The sequence below is a fragment of the Streptomyces sp. NBC_00012 genome, assembly GCF_045040875.1.
Taxonomy (GTDB): Bacteria; Actinomycetota; Actinomycetes; order Streptomycetales; family Streptomycetaceae; genus Streptomyces.
Window position 1 is genome coordinate 7066673 of the sequence record NZ_CP108309.1, and the last position, 16501, is coordinate 7083173.

Here is a 16501-nt window from a genome sequence, read left to right on the forward strand (position 1 = left end):
GCCCGGACGGTAGACCCTTTGGCCGGACGCCACCCGCGGATCTGCTCCGTACGGCTCAATCGCGCCCCGCCCGCGGCGGCATGGCCGGCAGCGGGAGCGGCAGCCCCGGCAGCCCGTCGATGCTCGACGCGATGTGGTCCTTCTTCTCGAAGTAGGCGCCGAGCGAGGCGTCGTCCTCGCGGGCGAAGCGCCGGGCGTGCAGCGACCGGTCCTCGTCGTACGACATGAACGGCACCGCGTAGCCGCAGGTGTCCCGGATCAGTTCGGCCCGCACCACGATGACGGCGCGCAGCCCGTGGAGGGCGGGGTCCACGTCCGGGAAGTGGGTGAGCAGCGGGCCGAACCGCGGGTCGTCCCGGAACACCGGCTCACCGCGGCCGTGCACCCGCACGATGTTCGGCGGCCCCTGGAAGGCGCACCACATCAGTGTGATGCGGCCGTTCTCGCGGAGGTGGGCGACGGTCTCGGCATTGCTTCCCGCGAAGTCCAGATAGGCCACGGTCAGCTCGTCGATCACGGCGAACGAGCCGCTGACGCCCTTGGGGGAGAGGTTGACCGTGCCCTCGCCGTCCAGGGGCGCCGTCGCCGTGAAGAAGATGTGCTGCTCTTCGATGAAGGTCCTGAGCCGACCGTCGATACGTTCATACGTTTTACCCATGGGTGTCATTGTCGTTGCCGACTCCGGTGCCGACGAGGTGATTTCAGCCCATGGGACACCCGGGACGGCCGGCGGGCCGGTGGGGGAGGGTCGCATAGCTTTGACAAAACATACGGAGCTCTGCATAGTTATACCCAACACTCGGGCGGCGCGACGGCGAAGCGTGACCTCGCCCGACCCCCGGTAGTTACGCCACCGCCTCTCCGGCCCTCCGCGCGGGGAGGCGGTCGCACACCCATCACCCTGTTCTTCCGAGGAGCACGCAGTGAGCAACGGCAACGGCAACAGCGACGTACGTCTCTGGGGCGCCCGCTTCGCCGACGGTCCGGCCGAGGCGCTGGCCAAGCTGTCCGCCTCCGTCCACTTCGACTGGCGGCTCGCGCCGTACGACATCGCCGGTTCCCGCGCCCACGCGCGCGTGCTGAACAAGGCGGGCCTGCTCACCGAGGACGAGCTGAGCCGCATGATCGCCGGCCTCGACCAGCTCGAAGCCGATGTCGCCGACGGCTCCTTCACCGGCACCATCGCCGACGAGGACGTCCACACCGCGCTGGAGCGCGGGCTGCTGGAACGCCTCGGCCCCGACCTCGGCGGCAAGCTGCGGGCCGGCCGGTCCCGCAACGACCAGATCGCCACGCTCTTCCGGATGTACCTGCGCGACCACGCCCGGATCATCGGCGGCCTGATCGCCGACCTCCAGGGCGCGCTGGTCGGCCTCGCCGAGGCGCACCCGGACGTCGCGATGCCCGGCCGTACGCACCTCCAGCACGCCCAGCCGGTGCTCTTCGCCCACCACGTCCTGGCCCACGCGCAGTCCCTGTCCCGAGACGCGGAGCGGCTGCGCCAATGGGACGAGCGGACCGCCGTCTCGCCGTACGGCTCCGGCGCGCTGGCCGGGTCGTCGCTCGGTCTCGACCCGGAGGCGGTCGCCGCCGACCTCGGCTTCGAGCACGGCTCCGTCGGCAACTCCATCGACGGAACGGCCTCCCGCGACTTCGTCGCCGAGTTCGCCTTCGTCACCGCGATGATCGGTGTGAACCTCTCCAGGATCGCGGAGGAGATCATCATCTGGAACACGAAGGAGTTCTCCTTCGTCACCCTGCACGACGCCTTCTCCACCGGCTCCTCGATCATGCCGCAGAAGAAGAACCCGGACATCGCCGAGCTGGCCCGTGGCAAGTCCGGCCGGCTGATCGGCAACCTGACCGGTCTGATGGCCACGCTGAAGGCCCTCCCGCTCGCGTACAACCGCGACCTCCAGGAGGACAAGGAGCCGGTCTTCGACTCCTGCGACCAGCTGGAAGTCCTGCTGCCCGCCTTCACCGGCATGATGGCCACGCTCACCGTGAACCGCGCGCGCATGGAGGAGCTGGCCCCGGCCGGCTTCTCGCTCGCCACCGACATCGCCGAGTGGCTGGTCAAGCAGGGCGTGCCGTTCCGCGTCGCCCACGAGGTCGCCGGTGAGTGCGTCAAGGAGTGCGAGCAGCACGGCATCGAGCTCGACGAGCTGACCGACGAGCAGTTCGCCAAGATCTCCGAGCACCTCACCCCCGAGGTCCGCACGGTCCTCGACGTGGCCGGTGCGCTCGCGTCCCGCAGCGGCCGCGGCGGTACGGCCCCGTCGGCCGTGGCCGTCCAGCTCGCCGAGGTGAAGGCCGACCTCGACGTCCAGCAGGCGTGGGCCACCGCGAAGAACTGACCGCGACGAGGGCGGCACCCGGGCGGGGGGCGTACGTACGCTCCCCGCCTTCCGGTTTCCGTGCGCTGGGTTACGTTGACGGGAGCGCACCGACCGAGGAGGAGCCCACGATGCCTTTCGCCCGGCTGGCCACAGCGACGACTCCGACCGCCCACATCGGGCTCGGCCTGGCGGCGGTCGGCAGGCCCGGCTACATCAATCTCCACCGCGACCGCGATCTGCCCGGGGACCGCAGCGTCGAGGCGATGCGCGCACGCACCCACGAGCTGCTCGACGCCGCCTACGCGCAGGGCGTCCGCTACTTCGACGCGGCCCGCTCCTACGGCCGCTCGGAGGAGTTCCTGGCCGAGTGGCTGACGGCCCGCCCCGAGGTGGACGATGTCGTCATCGGCAGCAAGTGGGGCTACACCTACACGGCCGGCTGGAGCGTCGACGCCGAGGCACACGAGGTCAAGGACCACAGCCTCGCCGCCTTCCTGCGCCAGCGGGCCGAGACCGACGCGCTGCTCGGCGACCGCCTCGACCTGTACCAGATCCACTCGGTCACCGCCGACAGCCCGGCGCTCACCGACAAGGAACTGCACGCCCGGCTGGCCGCGCTCGCCGCCGAAGGGGTCAGCGTCGGCCTCTCCACCAGCGGGCCCGCCCAGGCGGACGCCATCCGGGCCGCCCTCACCGTCACCGTGGACGGCGAGCCGCTCTTCCGTACGGTGCAGGCGACCTACAACGCCCTGGAGACCTCGGCCGGCACGGCGCTCGCCGAGGCCCATGCGGCCGGACTCACCGTGATCGTCAAGGAGGCCATGGCCAACGGACGGCTCGCCGGGACCCAGGCCCCCGCCGTGGTCCGGGAGATCGCCGGCGACGCCGGTCTCGGCAGCGACGCGGTCGCCCTGGCCCTGGTGCTGCACCAGCCCTGGGCCGGGGTGGTGCTCTCCGGCGCGGCGACCGTCGGCCAGCTCGCCGGGAACCTGCACGCGGCCGTCGTCGATCTCGACGAGGAGCGGCGCGCCCGGCTCGACGCGCTGGTGGAGGAGCCCGAGGCGTACTGGCGGCACCGCGCCGGGCTGCCCTGGAGCTGACCGGAGAGCGGCGCGGGCCGTCCGTCACATCGGCGGGGTTCCGTCCGTCAGTGCTGTGACGGAACACGACGGAGGAATGTGACTGTGGACGGACATGAGTTCCTGGCGGAGCGGTTCGAGGAGAACCGGGGCCGGCTGAAGGCCGTGGCCTACCGGATGCTCGGCTCGGCGAGTGAGGCGGAGGACGCCGTCCAGGAGGCGTGGATCCGGCTCAGCCGTTCGGACGACCGGGCGATCGAGAACCTGGGCGGCTGGCTGACGACGGTCGTCGGGCGGGTGTGCCTGGACCTGCTCCGCTCCCGCCGCTCCCGCCGTGAGGAGCCCCTCGGCACGGGGGCGCCCGAGGAGCCGGCCCCCGGCCCGGACCTCGGTGGCCGGCCGGGGGCCGACCCCGAGCAGCAGGCATTGACGGCCGACTCGGTCGGTCTCGCGATGCTCGTGGTGCTCGAAACGCTCGACCCCGCCGAGCGGCTCGCCTTCGTGCTGCACGACATGTTCGCCGTGCCGTTCGACGAGATCGCCGGTGTCGTGGACCGCACCCCGGCCGCGGCCCGGCAGCTCGCCAGCCGGGCACGGCGCCGGGTGCAGGGCGCGGGCCCGGTTACGGACCCGGACCTCGCCCGTAAGCGCGAGGTCGTCAACGCTTTCCTGGCGGCCGCCCGTGACGGTGAATTCGAGGCCCTCCTGGCCGTGCTCGATCCGGATGTGGTGGTGCGGTCCGACGCCGGTGCCGACGGTGCCCCGGGCCTGGTGCGTGGTGCCGCGGCCGTGGCCCGTCAGGCGATGATGTTCGCGCCGTTCGCGCGGTCGGCGCAGCATGCGCTGGTCGACGGCGAACCGGCCGTCATCGCCGCGCACGAGGGTCGGCGGTTCGCGGTCATGGTCTTCACGGTCGCCCGGGGGAAAATCGTCGAGATGTCCGTGATCGACGACCCGTCCCGCCTGCCCGGCCTCGATCTGACGGTCCTCGGCGACTGACGGGGCCGGCCGGGGGCTCGCGGCGCGGGCAGCGGTTCGCACCGCGCCGCGACCGCCGGCCTGCGGTTGATAGTTGAGACATTCATGTCTCATGTGGTCTACAATTGTCTCATGAGTCTCGATCGTGAACAGGTGCTGCGCAGCGCCGCCGCTCTGCTGACCCGCAAATCCACCGCCACCATGGACGAGGTCGCCAAGGCCGCAGGCATCGGCCGCGCCACCCTGCACCGGCACTTCGCCGGACGGGACGCCCTGGTCAGAGCGTTGGAGAACCTGGGCATCCAGGAGTTCGAAGCGGCTCTGGACGCCGCCGCCCTCGACGAGGGCGCCGCGCCGGAGGCACTGCGCCGTCTGGTCGCGGCGGTCGAGCCGAGCGCCGGCCTGCTCTCCTTCCTCGTCACCGAGAACCAGCTCTTCGAGGGCGAAGAGGTCAACGAGGGCTGGAACCGCCTCGACGCCCGGGTCTCCGCCTTGTTCAGACGGGGCCAGGAGCGCGGCGAGTTCCGCATCGATCTCACCCCCGCCTGGCTGACCGAGGCGCTCTACGGCCTCATCTCCAGCGGCGCCTGGGCAGTCCAGGACGGCCGGGTCGCGAGTCAGGACTTCCAGTACATGATCGTCGAGTTGCTGCTCGGCGGTGCACGCCGGAGCGTGGAGCAATGAGCCGTATCGAACAGCGCGTGGCATCCCCGGACGAACTGCACCGTCCCGGGCGGTGGATCGCCCTGGCCGTGCTCGTCCTCGCGGTGCTGCTCGTGGCGATCGACGCCACCGTCCTCGGCCTGGCGACCCCGTTCCTCACCGAGGACCTCGAACCGACCGGTACTCAGCTGCTGTGGATCGGCGACGTCTACTCCTTCGTCATCGCCGGCCTCCTGGTCTCGATGGGCAGCCTCGGCGACCGCATCGGCCGCAAGAAGCTGCTGCTGTGCGGCGCGACGGCGTTCGGCGCGGTCTCCGTGCTCAATGCCTACGCGCACACCCCCGAGATGATGATCCTGGCGAGGGCACTGCTCGGTGTCGCGGGCGCCACCCTGATGCCGTCCACGCTCGCCCTGATCCGGAACCTCTTCCACGACCCGCGCGAGCGCAGCCTCGCCATCGGGATCTGGGGAGCGATGGCCTCCGCCGGAGCGGCCGTCGGCCCCGTGGTCGGTGGACTGCTGCTGGAGCACTTCTGGTGGGGCTCGGTCTTCCTGATCAACCTGCCGGTCATGGCGGTCCTCGTGGTCGTCGGCGCGAAGATGATCCCCGAGTCCAGGAACCCGGCCCACGGCCCCTGGGACCTGGCCAGCGTCGCGCTCTCCTTCGTCGGCATGATCGGCGTCGTGTACGCCATCAAGGAGCTGGCGGCGCACGGCCCGAGCGCGGGGAACATCGCCGCCGGCATCGGCGGTGTGGCAGCACTCTGCTGGTTCGTACGCAGGCAACTCACGCTGCCCGCGCCCCTGCTGGACATGCGGCTCTTCCACCACCGGGGCTTCTCCGGCGCCGTCCTCGCCGACCTGCTGACCATCCTCGGCCTGTCCGGACTGGTCTTCTTCCTGTCCCAGTTCCTCCAACTGGTGCAGGGGCGCGGGCCGCTGGAGGCCGGGCTGGCCGAACTGCCCGCGGCCGTCGGCGCGGTCGTCGCCGGTCTGATCGCGGGCCGGGTGGCCCGCCGCTTCTCGGTCCGTTCGGTGGTGAGCGGCGGACTCGCGGCGATCGGCCTGGCGCTCGCCGCGGTCACCCTGATCCACAAGGAGACCTCCTACCCGCTCATCGGCGCGGTGCTGCTCGTCGTCGGCGTGGGCGCGGGCTTCGCCTTCACCGTCACCTCCGACGTGATCCTCTCCAGCGTCCCGAAGGAGCAGGCGGGCTCCGCCGGCGCGGTCTCCGAGACGGCGTACGAACTCGGCGCGGCCCTCGGTATCGCCCTGCTCGGCTCCATCGTCACCGGTGTCTACCAGGAGTTCGACACACCCCAGGGGGTCCCGTCAGGCCCCTCGGCCGCGGCCCACGAATCGCTCGGCGGCGCCGTCGAGGCGGCCCACGGACTGCCGGCCCAGCAGGGACAGTCGCTGATCTCCGCGGCGCAGGAGTCGTTCGTCGAGGGGCTGGGGCTCGCCGCGGGTGTCGGCGCGGCGGTCCTGCTGGCGACGGCCGCGGCCGCCTGGTTCCTGTTGCGCGGTCAGAAGCTGGAGGACGGCATCGTGCACCAGTAGCCGCCGCGACCCGGACACGTGGAAGGGCCCGTACCCCGGTTTCCCGGTGGTACGGGCCCTTCCGCATGTTCTGCTGTCGGCGCGTCGCGCCTCAGCTCACGCGGCCTTGGCCTTCGTGGCGTACATGTCGACGTACTCCTGACCGGACAGCCGCATCACCTCGGCCATCACGGAGTCGGTCACCGCCCGCAGCACATAGCGGTCGCGGTCCATGCCCTCGTACCGGGAGAACTCCATCGGCTCACCGAATCGGACCGTCACCTTGCCGGGACGCGGCAGGCCGGCCCCGCCGGGCTGGAGCTTGTCCGTGCCGATCATCGCGAACGGCACCACCGGCGCGCCCGTCATCAGCGTCAGCCGGGCGATGCCCGTACGACCCCGGTACAGGCGGCCGTCGGGGGAGCGGGTGCCCTCGGGGTAGATGGCGAACGCCTTGCCCTCCTCCAGCACCCGACGGCCCGTCATCAGCGCCGCGACACCGCCGCGCCCGCCGTCCCGGTCCACCGGGATCATGCCGCAGCCGGTGAAGAACCAGGCCATCGCCCGGCCCTTGATCCCCTTGCCCGTCACGTACTCGTCCTTGCCGATGTAGAACACCGGCCGGTCGCAGCAGATCGGCATGATCATCGAATCGATGAACGTCAGATGGTTGCCCGCGAGGATCACCGGACCGTCCCCGGGAATGTTCTCCACACCTTCCACCTGGGGGCGGAACATCAGGCGCAAGATCGGTCCGAGCACTGCCTTGATGAGTGCGTGTCGGGACAACGGGTCCTCCGGTGTAGTGGCCGGGCCGGCCGAGGTACGGGAGCGTGACGGTCCATGCAGGTGAGGACGATACTCGCGGCCGCTCACAGATCGCACATCGGGTTCACGGAGCGGATACGTGGCGTTGACGTGAGTTTCCGCCATGTTCGTCCAGGGGCTGCCTCCACGACGGTACTGCTGCTTACGCTCGGGCCCCGTCCGACAGGTGCCTGACATCACACGCGAGGAGCATTCATGACTGAGCGCGCGCAGACCGGTCCCGGTCGCAGAACCATGCTGGGAGCGGGAGCCGCCGTACTGGGCACCGCCACCCTCGGACTGGCCGGCGGCCCGGCCGACGCCGCGGACCGCACCGCGGGCCGTGTCTCCGAACGGCGTGGCGGCCACGGCTTCCGCCTCGACCTGCCGGTGCCCACCGTCATCGGACACCGCGGCACCAGCGGCTACCGGCCCGAGCACACCCTCGGCTCCTACCAGCTGGCGCTCGACATGGGCGCGCACATAGTCGAGCAGGACCTGGTGCCGACCCGTGACGGCCATCTCGTATGCCGTCACGAGAACGACATCACCGCCACCACCGATGTCGCCGACCACCCCGAGTTCGCGAACCGCAGGACCACCAAGAAGGTCGACGGTGTCTCCCTCACCGGCTGGTTCACCGAGGACTTCACCCTCGCCGAACTCAAGACGCTGCGGGCCAAGGAGCGCATCCCCGGCACCCGTCAGAAGAACACGCTCTACGACGGCCGCTGGGAGATCCCCACCTTCGAGGAGGTGCTGCGCTGGGCCGACCGGGAGGGCCGCAGGCGCCAAAAGCCCGTCTGGCTGTACGTCGAGACCAAGCACCCCACCTACTTCCGCGGCCTCGGCCTCGGCCTCGAAGAGCCGCTCGCCAAGCTGCTGCGCCGCTACAACCGGCACCGTCAGCAGTCGCCGCTCATCCTCCAGTCCTTCGAGCCCGGCAGCATCCAGCGGCTGTCCCGGCTCGTCGCGACCCCGCGCGTCGTACTGCTCTCCGGCGCGGGCGAGCGCCCCTGGGACTTCGTGACCTCCGGCGACCCGCGCACCGTCGCCGACCTGGTGAAGCCCGAGGGGCTGAAGTGGATGGCCTCCTTCGCCCAGGGCATCGGCCCCACCCTGGACCTGGTCATCCCCAAGGACGCCTCGGGGCGGCTCACCGCACCGACCACCCTGGTCAAGGACGCGCACGCGCAGGGCCTGGTCCTGCACCCCTACACCATGCGCAACGAGAACAGCTTCCTGCCCGCCGACTTCCGGCGCGGCACGGACCCGAACGCCTACGGCGACGCGTTCGGCGCGTTCCAGGCGTACTTCGCGACGGGCATCGACGGAATCTTCTCCGACAACCCGGACACCGCCCTGCTCGCCGCGGCGGACCACAACGCGAAGTGACCCCCGCGTCAGCACCCGGCCGGGGCTTGCCCCGGTCGGGTGGTGCTCGCCGGGTACGGCAACCGGCCGCCGCCACGGGCGCGTCGGCCGGGGCATGACGCTTCTCGATCTTGCTCCGGCGGGACCCGCCCCCGCCCCCGTGACCGTTGTCCGTGCGCTGTACCCGCTGGTGAGCGCCGAGGCCAGGGCCGAGGCGGCAGCCTCGATGACGGGTGCGGCGGTCGAACCGGCCGACCTCGAACAGGCCGTCTGGCTGCGGCTGCTGGAGCGGCTCGCGGGGGAGGGGCCACCGGTGGACCCGGCGCGCTGGGTGCGGGACGCGGTACGGGCGGAGGCCCGCAGGGCCCGACGCACCACCCGGCACGAACGCCCTTACCGCGACGAGACCACCGCCGATCCGGCCGGCTGCCCCGAGCGGCTCGCCCTCGGTGCCGACGAACGCCGGGCGCTGCGCGCGGCGGTGGACCGGCTGCCCGGCAGGTGCGCCCGGCTGCTGGGGGCGATGCTCGCGCCCGGCGATCCCACCTACCGGGAAATCGCAGGGAAGTTGGGTATGTCACAGGGGAGTTTGGGTCCGATCCGTTCCCGTTGCCTTGGATGTCTGCGCAGAATGCTCGCGGCGGAGGTTGCTGCTCCTGAACTGCGGGGAAAGGAGCGTTAGACAACCGGTGGATCAGGTGGGCGGAGGCATGCGCGGATGGGCATGAGCGTGATCATCTCGGCGGCGACGGCACAGGACGCCGAACAGATCTTGAAACTCCAGTACCTCTGCTTCCAGAGCGAGGCGGAGCTGTACGGGAACTACCGGATCGACCCGCTCGTCCAGACCCTCGACTCGTTGCACGCCGAGATCGCCACGAACCTGGTGTTCGTGGCGCGGCTGGGCGACGAGGTGGTGGGCTCGGTCCGGGGGGCCGTCGGCGAGGACGGCGCGGGGGAGATCGGCAGGCTCTGCGTCCACCCCCGGCTCCAGGGGCACGGTCTCGGCGCCCGACTGCTGCGGGCGGCGGAGGCGGGACTCGCGGACGAGCGGTCGGCCACCCTGTTCCGGCTGCACACCGGCCACCGCAGCGAGAGCAATCTGCGGCTCTACCGGCGGGCGGGATACGCCCCGGTGGGCAACGAGACCGGCCGGGACGGCGTCCTGATGATCCTGCTGGAGAAGGACGCCACGAAACCGGCGTACGTCGCCAGCGCCTGAGCCGGCCACGCGCTTCTCGGCCGGCGGCGAGCTCCCCGGCCCCGGCTACGCGTTCCTGGCCCGGCGCAGCCACATCATCCCGGTGATCGGCAGGATCACCGGGATGAACAGGTAGCCCATGCCGAAGTCGGACCAGACGGTGGCGTCCGCGAACGCCGAGGGCTCCACCATCGTCCAGGTCCCGACGACCAGCACGCCCAGCAGCTCCGCCGCGCAGCACACCAGCGCTGTCCTGCGCGCCTTCTCGCCCCCGCGCACCAGCGAGTACGTGATGAACCCGTACACCAGCGCGGCGACGGCCGACAGCACATAGGCGAGCGGTGCCTTGCCGAAGTCCAGGATCATCTGGACGATCGAGCGGGAGGCGGCGGCGACGGTGAACACCCCGTAGAACCAGACCAGTACCCGGCCCGGACCCGTACCGAGGTCGAAGGGCTGCTTCTCGCCGGTGGCCGCGGCGGGGGTTCGATCGGTGTCGGTCACGGTCAGTTTCCCCAGATGTCGTAGAGCCGTACCTCGAGTACGGCCAGCACGATCGCGCCCGCCGCCACCGTCACCGAACCCCACCGGGTCCGCTCGGTCAGCGAGAGGAATCCGGCCGCGGGCACCGCGAGGAAGGCCCCGATCAGATACGCGATGAAGATCGTCATGCCCTGATCGGGCCGTTCGCCCCGGGACAGCTGCACGATTCCCACCACCAGCTGGGCCAGCGCCAGCAGCGAGACCACGGCCATCCCGATGAAGTGCCAGTCCTTGGTCGGCTGGTCCCGGTATGCGGCGAATCCGCACCAGGCGGTGAGGGCGAGCGCGGTCACGGCGACCGCGACCGTCAGGGCGTCAAGCATGTGGTGAGGGTATTACGGACCAAACGGCCCCCTGCGTGCGCCCCCGTCCCTGTTCCCCGAGCGCACCCCGCGCCCCTGCCCCCGGAGCGGTGCGGGGCGGACCGGTGCCCGGGGCGGGGGTCGTGGCCTTGGCCACAGCGCGTGACCGTTCCGGGCCGGTCGCGGATGCCGTCGCCGATCGCCTCTCCTCGGCCGCCCCACCCTGTCGGCGCAGGTCACGGCCGTGGGAGCGGGAACCAAGGCGACCGGCGGAGCCGTCTCACCGCACCATCCACGTCTGTCCGCTATTCGGACAGGCTGGTCGGGCGGAACGTTACGTCTGTTTTACTTGGCCCATGACCACGACGAGCAACCGCATCCTTGCGACCGAGGCGATCACGACGCCCGGTGCTCGTTGTATGTGTCGAATGCGCACCTTCTGAGGGCCCCCGCCCGATCCTCGCGCCCCGAAGCGAGACCGAGCCGAGCCGTCCGCATCCAGCGGAACGAGCCTGCCCCAGCACCGCTGCCCGGCCACCCGCCGCCCGGAGCCGTGCCGAGACCCCAGCTTGGAACGTCCGATCGAAACGTCCAAACAGGCTCATCAGACGAATGCCCCGTGCCCGGCGGCCACCGCGCCGCGCACTCGACAGTGACGGAAACCCCTGTGATCACCACTTCGGGCCTCACGAAGGTCTACCAGTCGCGCGGCCGTGAGGTCACCGCCCTGGACGGCGTCGACCTGCACGTCCGCGAGGGCGAGGTGTACGGCGTCATCGGACAGAGCGGCGCCGGCAAGTCCTCCCTGATCCGCTGCATCAACCTCCTGGAGCGCCCCACCTCCGGCACCGTGACCGTGGCCGGCCAGGACCTCACCGCACTCGCCGGGCGCGGCCACCGGGCCGGCAAGGAGCTGCGCGAGGCGCGCAGCCGCATCGGCATGGTCTTCCAGCACTTCAACCTGCTGGCCTCCCGCACCGTCCAGGCCAACGTCGAACTCCCGCTGGAGATCCTCGGCGTCCCGGGCCGGGACCGCTCCCGCAAGGCCCTCGAACTCCTCGACCTGGTCGGCCTCGCCGACAAGGCCAAGGCGTACCCGGGCCAGCTCTCCGGCGGCCAGAAGCAGCGCGTCGGCATCGCCCGCGCCCTCGCCGGGGACCCCAAGGTCCTGCTCTCCGACGAGGCGACCTCGGCACTCGACCCCGAGACCACCCGCTCCATCCTCCAGCTGCTGCGCGACCTCAACCAGCAGCTCGGCCTGACCGTCCTGCTCATCACGCACGAGATGGACGTCGTCAAGACGATCTGCGACTCCGCCGCGCTGATGCAGAAGGGCCGCGTCGTCGAGTCCGGCACCGTCGGCGAACTGCTCGCCACCCCCGGCTCCGAACTGGCCCACGAACTGTTCCCCGTCGGCGGCGCGGCCTCCGGCCCCGACAGCACGGTCGTCGACGTCACCTTCCACGGCGACGCCGCCGGCCGGCCGGTGATCTCCCAGCTCTCCCGCACGTACAACATCGACATCTCGATCCTGGGCGCCGCGATGGACACCGTCGGCGGCAAGCAGATCGGCCGGATGCGCATCGAGCTGCCAGGCCGCTTCGAGGAGAACGTCGTCCCGATCGGCTTCCTGCGCGAGCAGGGCCTCCAGGCCGAGGTCGTGGAGCACGACAGCCCCGCCATCCCCGTACAGACCCCCGCCCCGCTCACCAAGGAGGTGGCGAAGTGACCTGGTCCGAAATGCAGCCGCTGCTCACCCAGGGGACCATCGACACCCTCTACATGGTGCTCTGGTCCACGGTCGTCACCGTGCTCGTGGGGCTGCCGCTCGGCGTCCTGCTGGTCCTCACCGACAAGGGCGGACTGCTCCGGAACGCCCCGGTGAACAAGGTCATCGGCGTGATCGTGAACATCGGCCGCTCGCTGCCGTTCATCATCCTGCTGATCGCCCTGATCCCCTTCACCACCTGGGTCGTCGGCACCTTCATCGGCCCGTCCGCGATGATCGTGCCGCTCTCCGTCGGCGCCATCCCGTTCTTCGCCCGGCTCGTCGAGACCGCCGTCCGCGAGGTCGACCACGGACTCGTCGAGGCCGTCCAGTCGATGGGCGGATCCATCCCGACGATCGTCCGCAAGGTCCTGCTGCCGCAGGCGCTGCCCTCGCTCGTCTCCGGCGTCACCACCACCGTCATCGTGCTCATCGGTTACTCCGCGATGGCCGGCGCGGTCGGCGGCGAAGGGCTCGGCTCCAAGGCCGTCACCTACGGATTCCAGCGCTTCGACAACCGGTTCATGCTCATCACCGTCGCGGTGCTGATCGTCATCGTGACCGTGATCCAGCTGATCGGCGACCTGGCCATACGCCTGCTGGCCCGCCGGGGCCGCGCCGCCACCTGAGCGGCTGCCGGGCAGCCTCTGAGACTTCCACTCCGCTCACAAGCCCGAACTCCTTGTCCGGGCGCACCACCATCACCACCAGAAAGAGGCACTTTTCGTGCGTAAGAACATCAAGATCACCGCGGCTGCCGCCGCCACCGCCGCCATCGCCCTCGGCCTCACCGCCTGCGGCACCTCGTCCGACCCGGGCGCCAAGAGCGAGACCGCTGCCAAGGCCGACACCTCCAAGGCGCTCGTCGTCGCCGCGTCCCCGACGCCGCACGCCGACATCCTTGACTTCGTCAAGAAGAACCTGGCCGAGAAGGCCGGTCTCAAGCTGGAGGTCAAGGAGTTCACGGACTACGTCCTGCCGAACACCGCCACCGAGACCGGCCAGGTCGACGCCAACTTCTTCCAGCACCAGCCGTACCTGGACGACTTCAACAAGAAGAAGAGCACCCACCTGGTCTCCGTCGGCACCGTCCACCTGGAGCCCCTCGGCCTCTACTCCAAGAAGGTCAAGGACCTCAAGGGCATCAAGGCCGGCCAGACCATCGCCGTCCCCAACGACACCACCAACGAGGGCCGCGCGCTTCAGCTGCTCGCCGAGAACGGCCTCATCACCCTCAAGGACGGCGTCGGCACCAGCGCCAAGCTGAGCGACATCACCGACAAGAAGGGCCTGGAGTTCAAGGAGCTGGAGGCCGCCACCGTGCCCCGCGCCCTGAACGACGTCGATGCCGCCGTCATCAACGGCAACTACGCGATCGAGGCCGACCTGAAGCCCGCCAAGGACTCCCTGGCGCTCGAAAAGGCCGACGGCAACCCCTACGCCAACATCATCGCCGTGAAGAAGGGCAACGAGCAGGACCCCCGCGTCCAGAAGCTCGTGAAGCTCCTGCACTCCGACGAGGTCAAGAAGTTCATCGAGGACACCTACCAGGGTTCGGTCGTCCCGGCCTTCGGCACCGCCGCCAAGTCCTGACACCGGCAGGGCATTTGTCCGACGAGCCCCGCGCACCCACAAGGGGGCGCGGGGCTCCGCCGTGCGGACCCGCCCATGCGCGGCACCGGCCCGATGCTGCATGCTGTGCCTTTAACGGTCTTCGGTATGGAGCTGCGCATGACTTCCACCTTTCCGGACATCTCCATCAGCACGGACCGGTTGGTGCTGCGCCCCTTCGACATGGCGGACGCCCCCGCATACATCGAGATGATGAACGACGAACTCGTCATCGCCTGGACCGAAGCCCCGCACCCCTACACCCAGGTCGACGCCGAACGCTGGATCCGCAGGATCGCACCCGCCCAGCGCACCACGGGCGACGGCATCGTCCTCGCCGTCACCGAATTCCTCACCCAGCGGCTGGTCGGCTCGGTCCGGCTCCGCAACACCGACTGGCGCACCCGCGCCACCGAAGCCGCCTACATCACCGCCCCCTGGGCCCGCGGCGAGGGATACGCCACCGAATCCGTGCTGGCCCTGGCCCAGTGGCTCTTCCGCGACCAGGGCTTCGAACGCATCGAACTGCGCACCGCCGCCGACAACACCGCCTCCCAGCAGGTCGCCCAGAAGCTCGGCTGCATCAGCGAGGGCGTCCTGCGCAACGCCCGGATAGCGCGCACCCGGACCGACAACGGCACGGACGGGGGCTGGACCGACATCCGGACCGACCTGATCGTCTGGGGCCTGCTTCCCGAGGACCTCGAAGGCGTCGCCGAACAGCTCGCCGACGCGGGCGGCTACGGCGCCTACAACGACTGGAACTGACCCCGCGAAGGGGCCCCGACACCACGCTCGTACGGACCGGGTACTCTCACCCTGCGCCCACCCAGCACCACCATCCAACCTGCGACGACTCCAGGAGACTGACGACAGATGGCCGATCGGGTCACCGTGATCGGCTGGGACGGCTCGCCACTGACCGGAGCGGCCACGGCCGCCCTCTCGGCCGCCACGCTCGTCGCCGGAGCCGCCCACCACCTCGCACTTCCCGAAGTCCCGGCGAACGCCGAACGCATCCGCCTGGGCTCGATCGACCTGGCCGCCCGCCGGATCGCCGGCCACCGGGGCAGCGCCGTGGTCCTCGCCGACGGGGACCCGGGATTCTTCGGCGTCGTACGCAACCTCCGCGCACCCGAACACGGGCTGGAGGTCGAGGTGGTCCCGGCCGTGTCCTCGGTCGCCGCCGCCTTCGCCCGCGCGGGAATGCCGTGGGAGGACGCCCGGACGGTCGTGGCCCACCCCCGCACACTGCGCCGCGCCGTGAACGTCTGCCGAGCCCACCACAAGGTCGCCGTCCTCACCTCGCCCGGCGCCGGCCCCGCCGAACTCGCCCTGCTCCTCGAAGGCGTCCACCGCACCTTCGTCATCTGCGAGGAGCTCGGCACCAGCCGCGAACAGGTCACCGTCGTCACCTCCGACAAGGCCGCCGACCACGTCTGGCGTGACCCCAACGTGGTCGTCGTCATCGGCGGCGGACCCGAACCGCAGGCCGCCGGAGCCTGGATCGCGGGCGGCCTTTCCGCACACCCCCACGACGTACGCGGCTGGGCACTGCCCGCCGAGGCGTACGCGGGCGAGGCCACCGGGACCGGCGCGGAGAGCGGCGAGGGCGAGTCCCCGGGGCTGCGCGCCGCCCAGCTGGCCCGCCTCGGCCCCCGGACCGGCGACCTCCTCTGGGACATCGGCTCCGGCAGCGGTGCCCTGGCCGTGGAGGCCGCCCGCTTCGGTGCGGCGGTCCTCGCGGTCGACAGCGACCCGGCCGCCTGCGCCCGGACCGCCGCGGCGGCACGGGCGTTCGGAGTGCAGCTCCAGGTGGTCGAGGGCCGCGCCCCCCATGTGCTGGAACGGCTGCCGGAACCCGATGTCGTTCGGATCGGCGGCGGCGGAGTCCCCGTCGTCACCGCCGTCACCGAACGGCGGCCGGAACGCATCGTGACCCATGCGTCGACGCGGGACGAGGCCGAGGCGCTCGGCGCCGCCCTGGGCGGAAACGGATACACGGTCCGGTGCTCGCTGCTCCAGTCCGTCGAACTCGACACGGCAGCATGGTCGGAGCGCGAACGCTCGGTCGTGTTTCTCTTGTCGGCACTGCGTTCCGACCTCGCCCCGTGACCCGGTCGGCGTACAGCGAGAGGTAGGCTGGCCGATCGTTGCACCGCGCCCGGACGTTCGTCGCTTCGTTCGTCAATGTCCGGAAAGGGGGACCGTTTTGGCCCCCGTTGTGGTACGGCAGAACCGGGGGACGCGCGACGTGGCGCAGTCCACAGCGGGCCGTGGCGAAATGAGCTGCCG

The 16501-nt window shown here is 70.8% G+C and carries 17 protein-coding genes; 13 read left to right on the forward strand and 4 right to left on the reverse strand.

Annotated features, from left to right (window positions below):
- Nucleotides 1–55: 55 nt before the first annotated feature.
- On the reverse strand, nt 56–658 hold the full coding sequence (locus OHA19_RS32325; protein ID WP_405710871.1) for a pyridoxamine 5'-phosphate oxidase family protein: 603 nt from the start codon (nt 656–658) through the stop codon (nt 56–58).
- Between the two features lie 265 nt (nt 659–923).
- Here OHA19_RS32325 and argH point away from each other — a divergent pair, with 265 nt between their 5' ends.
- From argH to OHA19_RS32350, 5 genes are all read left to right on the forward strand, one after another.
- On the forward strand, nt 924–2357 hold the full coding sequence (gene argH, locus OHA19_RS32330) for an argininosuccinate lyase (protein ID WP_405710869.1): 1434 nt from the start codon (nt 924–926) through the stop codon (nt 2355–2357).
- A 110-nt stretch (nt 2358–2467) separates the two neighbouring features.
- Nucleotides 2468–3439: an aldo/keto reductase gene (locus tag OHA19_RS32335; protein ID WP_405710867.1), complete on the forward strand. Its 972-nt coding sequence runs from the start codon at nt 2468–2470 to the stop codon at nt 3437–3439.
- An 84-nt stretch (nt 3440–3523) separates the two neighbouring features.
- Nucleotides 3524–4417, forward strand: a complete 894-nt coding sequence (locus OHA19_RS32340; protein WP_405752465.1) for a sigma-70 family RNA polymerase sigma factor — start codon at nt 3524–3526, stop codon at nt 4415–4417.
- A 111-nt stretch (nt 4418–4528) separates the two neighbouring features.
- Nucleotides 4529–5080 carry a TetR/AcrR family transcriptional regulator gene (locus OHA19_RS32345; RefSeq protein WP_405710864.1) on the forward strand — a complete coding sequence of 184 codons (552 nt, stop codon included), beginning with the start codon at nt 4529–4531 and terminating at the stop codon, nt 5078–5080.
- Entirely contained in the window at nt 5077–6621 is a 1545-nt protein-coding gene (locus OHA19_RS32350) for an MFS transporter (RefSeq protein WP_405710862.1), read from the forward strand. Before OHA19_RS32345 ends, OHA19_RS32350 begins: the two co-directional genes overlap by 4 nt.
- Nucleotides 6622–6717: 96 nt before the next feature.
- On the opposite strand, the gene OHA19_RS32355 is transcribed toward OHA19_RS32350, so the two are convergent.
- The gene (locus tag OHA19_RS32355) at nt 6718–7389 is read right to left on the reverse strand and encodes a lysophospholipid acyltransferase family protein (protein WP_385326612.1); all 672 of its coding nucleotides are present in this window, start codon (nt 7387–7389) and stop codon (nt 6718–6720) included.
- 234 nt (nt 7390–7623) lie between these two features.
- Here OHA19_RS32355 and OHA19_RS32360 point away from each other — a divergent pair, with 234 nt between their 5' ends.
- The 3 genes from OHA19_RS32360 to OHA19_RS32370 all read left to right on the forward strand — a co-directional run bounded on the left by OHA19_RS32360 (nt 7624) and on the right by OHA19_RS32370 (nt 10003).
- The gene (locus OHA19_RS32360) at nt 7624–8802 is read left to right on the forward strand and encodes a glycerophosphodiester phosphodiesterase (protein WP_405710861.1); all 1179 of its coding nucleotides are present in this window, start codon (nt 7624–7626) and stop codon (nt 8800–8802) included.
- 94 nt (nt 8803–8896) lie between these two features.
- The gene (locus tag OHA19_RS32365; protein ID WP_405710859.1) at nt 8897–9463 is read left to right on the forward strand and encodes a sigma-70 family RNA polymerase sigma factor; all 567 of its coding nucleotides are present in this window, start codon (nt 8897–8899) and stop codon (nt 9461–9463) included.
- A gap of 36 nt (nt 9464–9499) precedes the next feature.
- Nucleotides 9500–10003, forward strand: coding sequence for a GNAT family N-acetyltransferase (locus OHA19_RS32370; protein WP_351252418.1), 504 nt, complete (start codon nt 9500–9502; stop codon nt 10001–10003).
- A 45-nt stretch (nt 10004–10048) separates the two neighbouring features.
- Here the strand turns inward: OHA19_RS32370 and OHA19_RS32375 are convergent, their stop codons facing one another.
- Entirely contained in the window at nt 10049–10486 is a 438-nt protein-coding gene (locus OHA19_RS32375; protein WP_405710857.1) for a hypothetical protein, read from the reverse strand.
- A gap of 2 nt (nt 10487–10488) precedes the next feature.
- A complete protein-coding gene (locus OHA19_RS32380; RefSeq protein ID WP_405710855.1) occupies nt 10489–10848 on the reverse strand; it encodes a hypothetical protein in 360 nt (119 codons plus the stop codon).
- A gap of 646 nt (nt 10849–11494) precedes the next feature.
- Between OHA19_RS32380 and OHA19_RS32385 the strand changes: the two genes are divergently transcribed.
- The 5 genes from OHA19_RS32385 to cbiE all read left to right on the forward strand — a co-directional run bounded on the left by OHA19_RS32385 (nt 11495) and on the right by cbiE (nt 16321).
- Entirely contained in the window at nt 11495–12556 is a 1062-nt protein-coding gene (locus OHA19_RS32385; RefSeq protein WP_405710853.1) for a methionine ABC transporter ATP-binding protein, read from the forward strand.
- On the forward strand, nt 12553–13224 hold the full coding sequence (locus OHA19_RS32390) for a methionine ABC transporter permease (protein ID WP_405710852.1): 672 nt from the start codon (nt 12553–12555) through the stop codon (nt 13222–13224). Before OHA19_RS32385 ends, OHA19_RS32390 begins: the two co-directional genes overlap by 4 nt.
- A 97-nt stretch (nt 13225–13321) precedes the next feature.
- Nucleotides 13322–14188 (forward strand): MetQ/NlpA family ABC transporter substrate-binding protein, encoded by an 867-nt coding sequence (locus OHA19_RS32395; protein ID WP_405710850.1) that lies wholly within the window; start codon nt 13322–13324, stop codon nt 14186–14188.
- A gap of 138 nt (nt 14189–14326) precedes the next feature.
- Nucleotides 14327–14974 (forward strand): GNAT family N-acetyltransferase, encoded by a 648-nt coding sequence (locus tag OHA19_RS32400; protein ID WP_405710847.1) that lies wholly within the window; start codon nt 14327–14329, stop codon nt 14972–14974.
- A 108-nt stretch (nt 14975–15082) separates the two neighbouring features.
- Complete coding sequence (gene cbiE / locus OHA19_RS32405; RefSeq protein WP_405710845.1) at nt 15083–16321, forward strand: precorrin-6y C5,15-methyltransferase (decarboxylating) subunit CbiE; 1239 nt, start codon at nt 15083–15085, stop codon at nt 16319–16321.
- The last annotated feature ends 180 nt before the right edge of the window (nt 16322–16501 follow it).

Coding starts and splice junctions, on each gene's coding strand:
- OHA19_RS32325 (WP_405710871.1), bottom strand. CDS start 658: ATGGGTAAAACGTATGAACGTATCGACGGTCGGCTCAGGACCTTCATC.
- OHA19_RS32335 (WP_405710867.1), top strand. CDS start 2,468: ATGCCTTTCGCCCGGCTGGCCACAGCGACGACTCCGACCGCCCACATC.
- OHA19_RS32345 (WP_405710864.1), top strand. CDS start 4,529: ATGAGTCTCGATCGTGAACAGGTGCTGCGCAGCGCCGCCGCTCTGCTG.
- OHA19_RS32350 (WP_405710862.1), top strand. CDS start 5,077: ATGAGCCGTATCGAACAGCGCGTGGCATCCCCGGACGAACTGCACCGT.
- OHA19_RS32360 (WP_405710861.1), top strand. CDS start 7,624: ATGACTGAGCGCGCGCAGACCGGTCCCGGTCGCAGAACCATGCTGGGA.
- OHA19_RS32365 (WP_405710859.1), top strand. CDS start 8,897: ATGACGCTTCTCGATCTTGCTCCGGCGGGACCCGCCCCCGCCCCCGTG.
- OHA19_RS32370 (WP_351252418.1), top strand. CDS start 9,500: ATGGGCATGAGCGTGATCATCTCGGCGGCGACGGCACAGGACGCCGAA.
- OHA19_RS32380 (WP_405710855.1), bottom strand. CDS start 10,848: ATGCTTGACGCCCTGACGGTCGCGGTCGCCGTGACCGCGCTCGCCCTC.
- OHA19_RS32400 (WP_405710847.1), top strand. CDS start 14,327: ATGACTTCCACCTTTCCGGACATCTCCATCAGCACGGACCGGTTGGTG.
- cbiE (WP_405710845.1), top strand. CDS start 15,083: ATGGCCGATCGGGTCACCGTGATCGGCTGGGACGGCTCGCCACTGACC.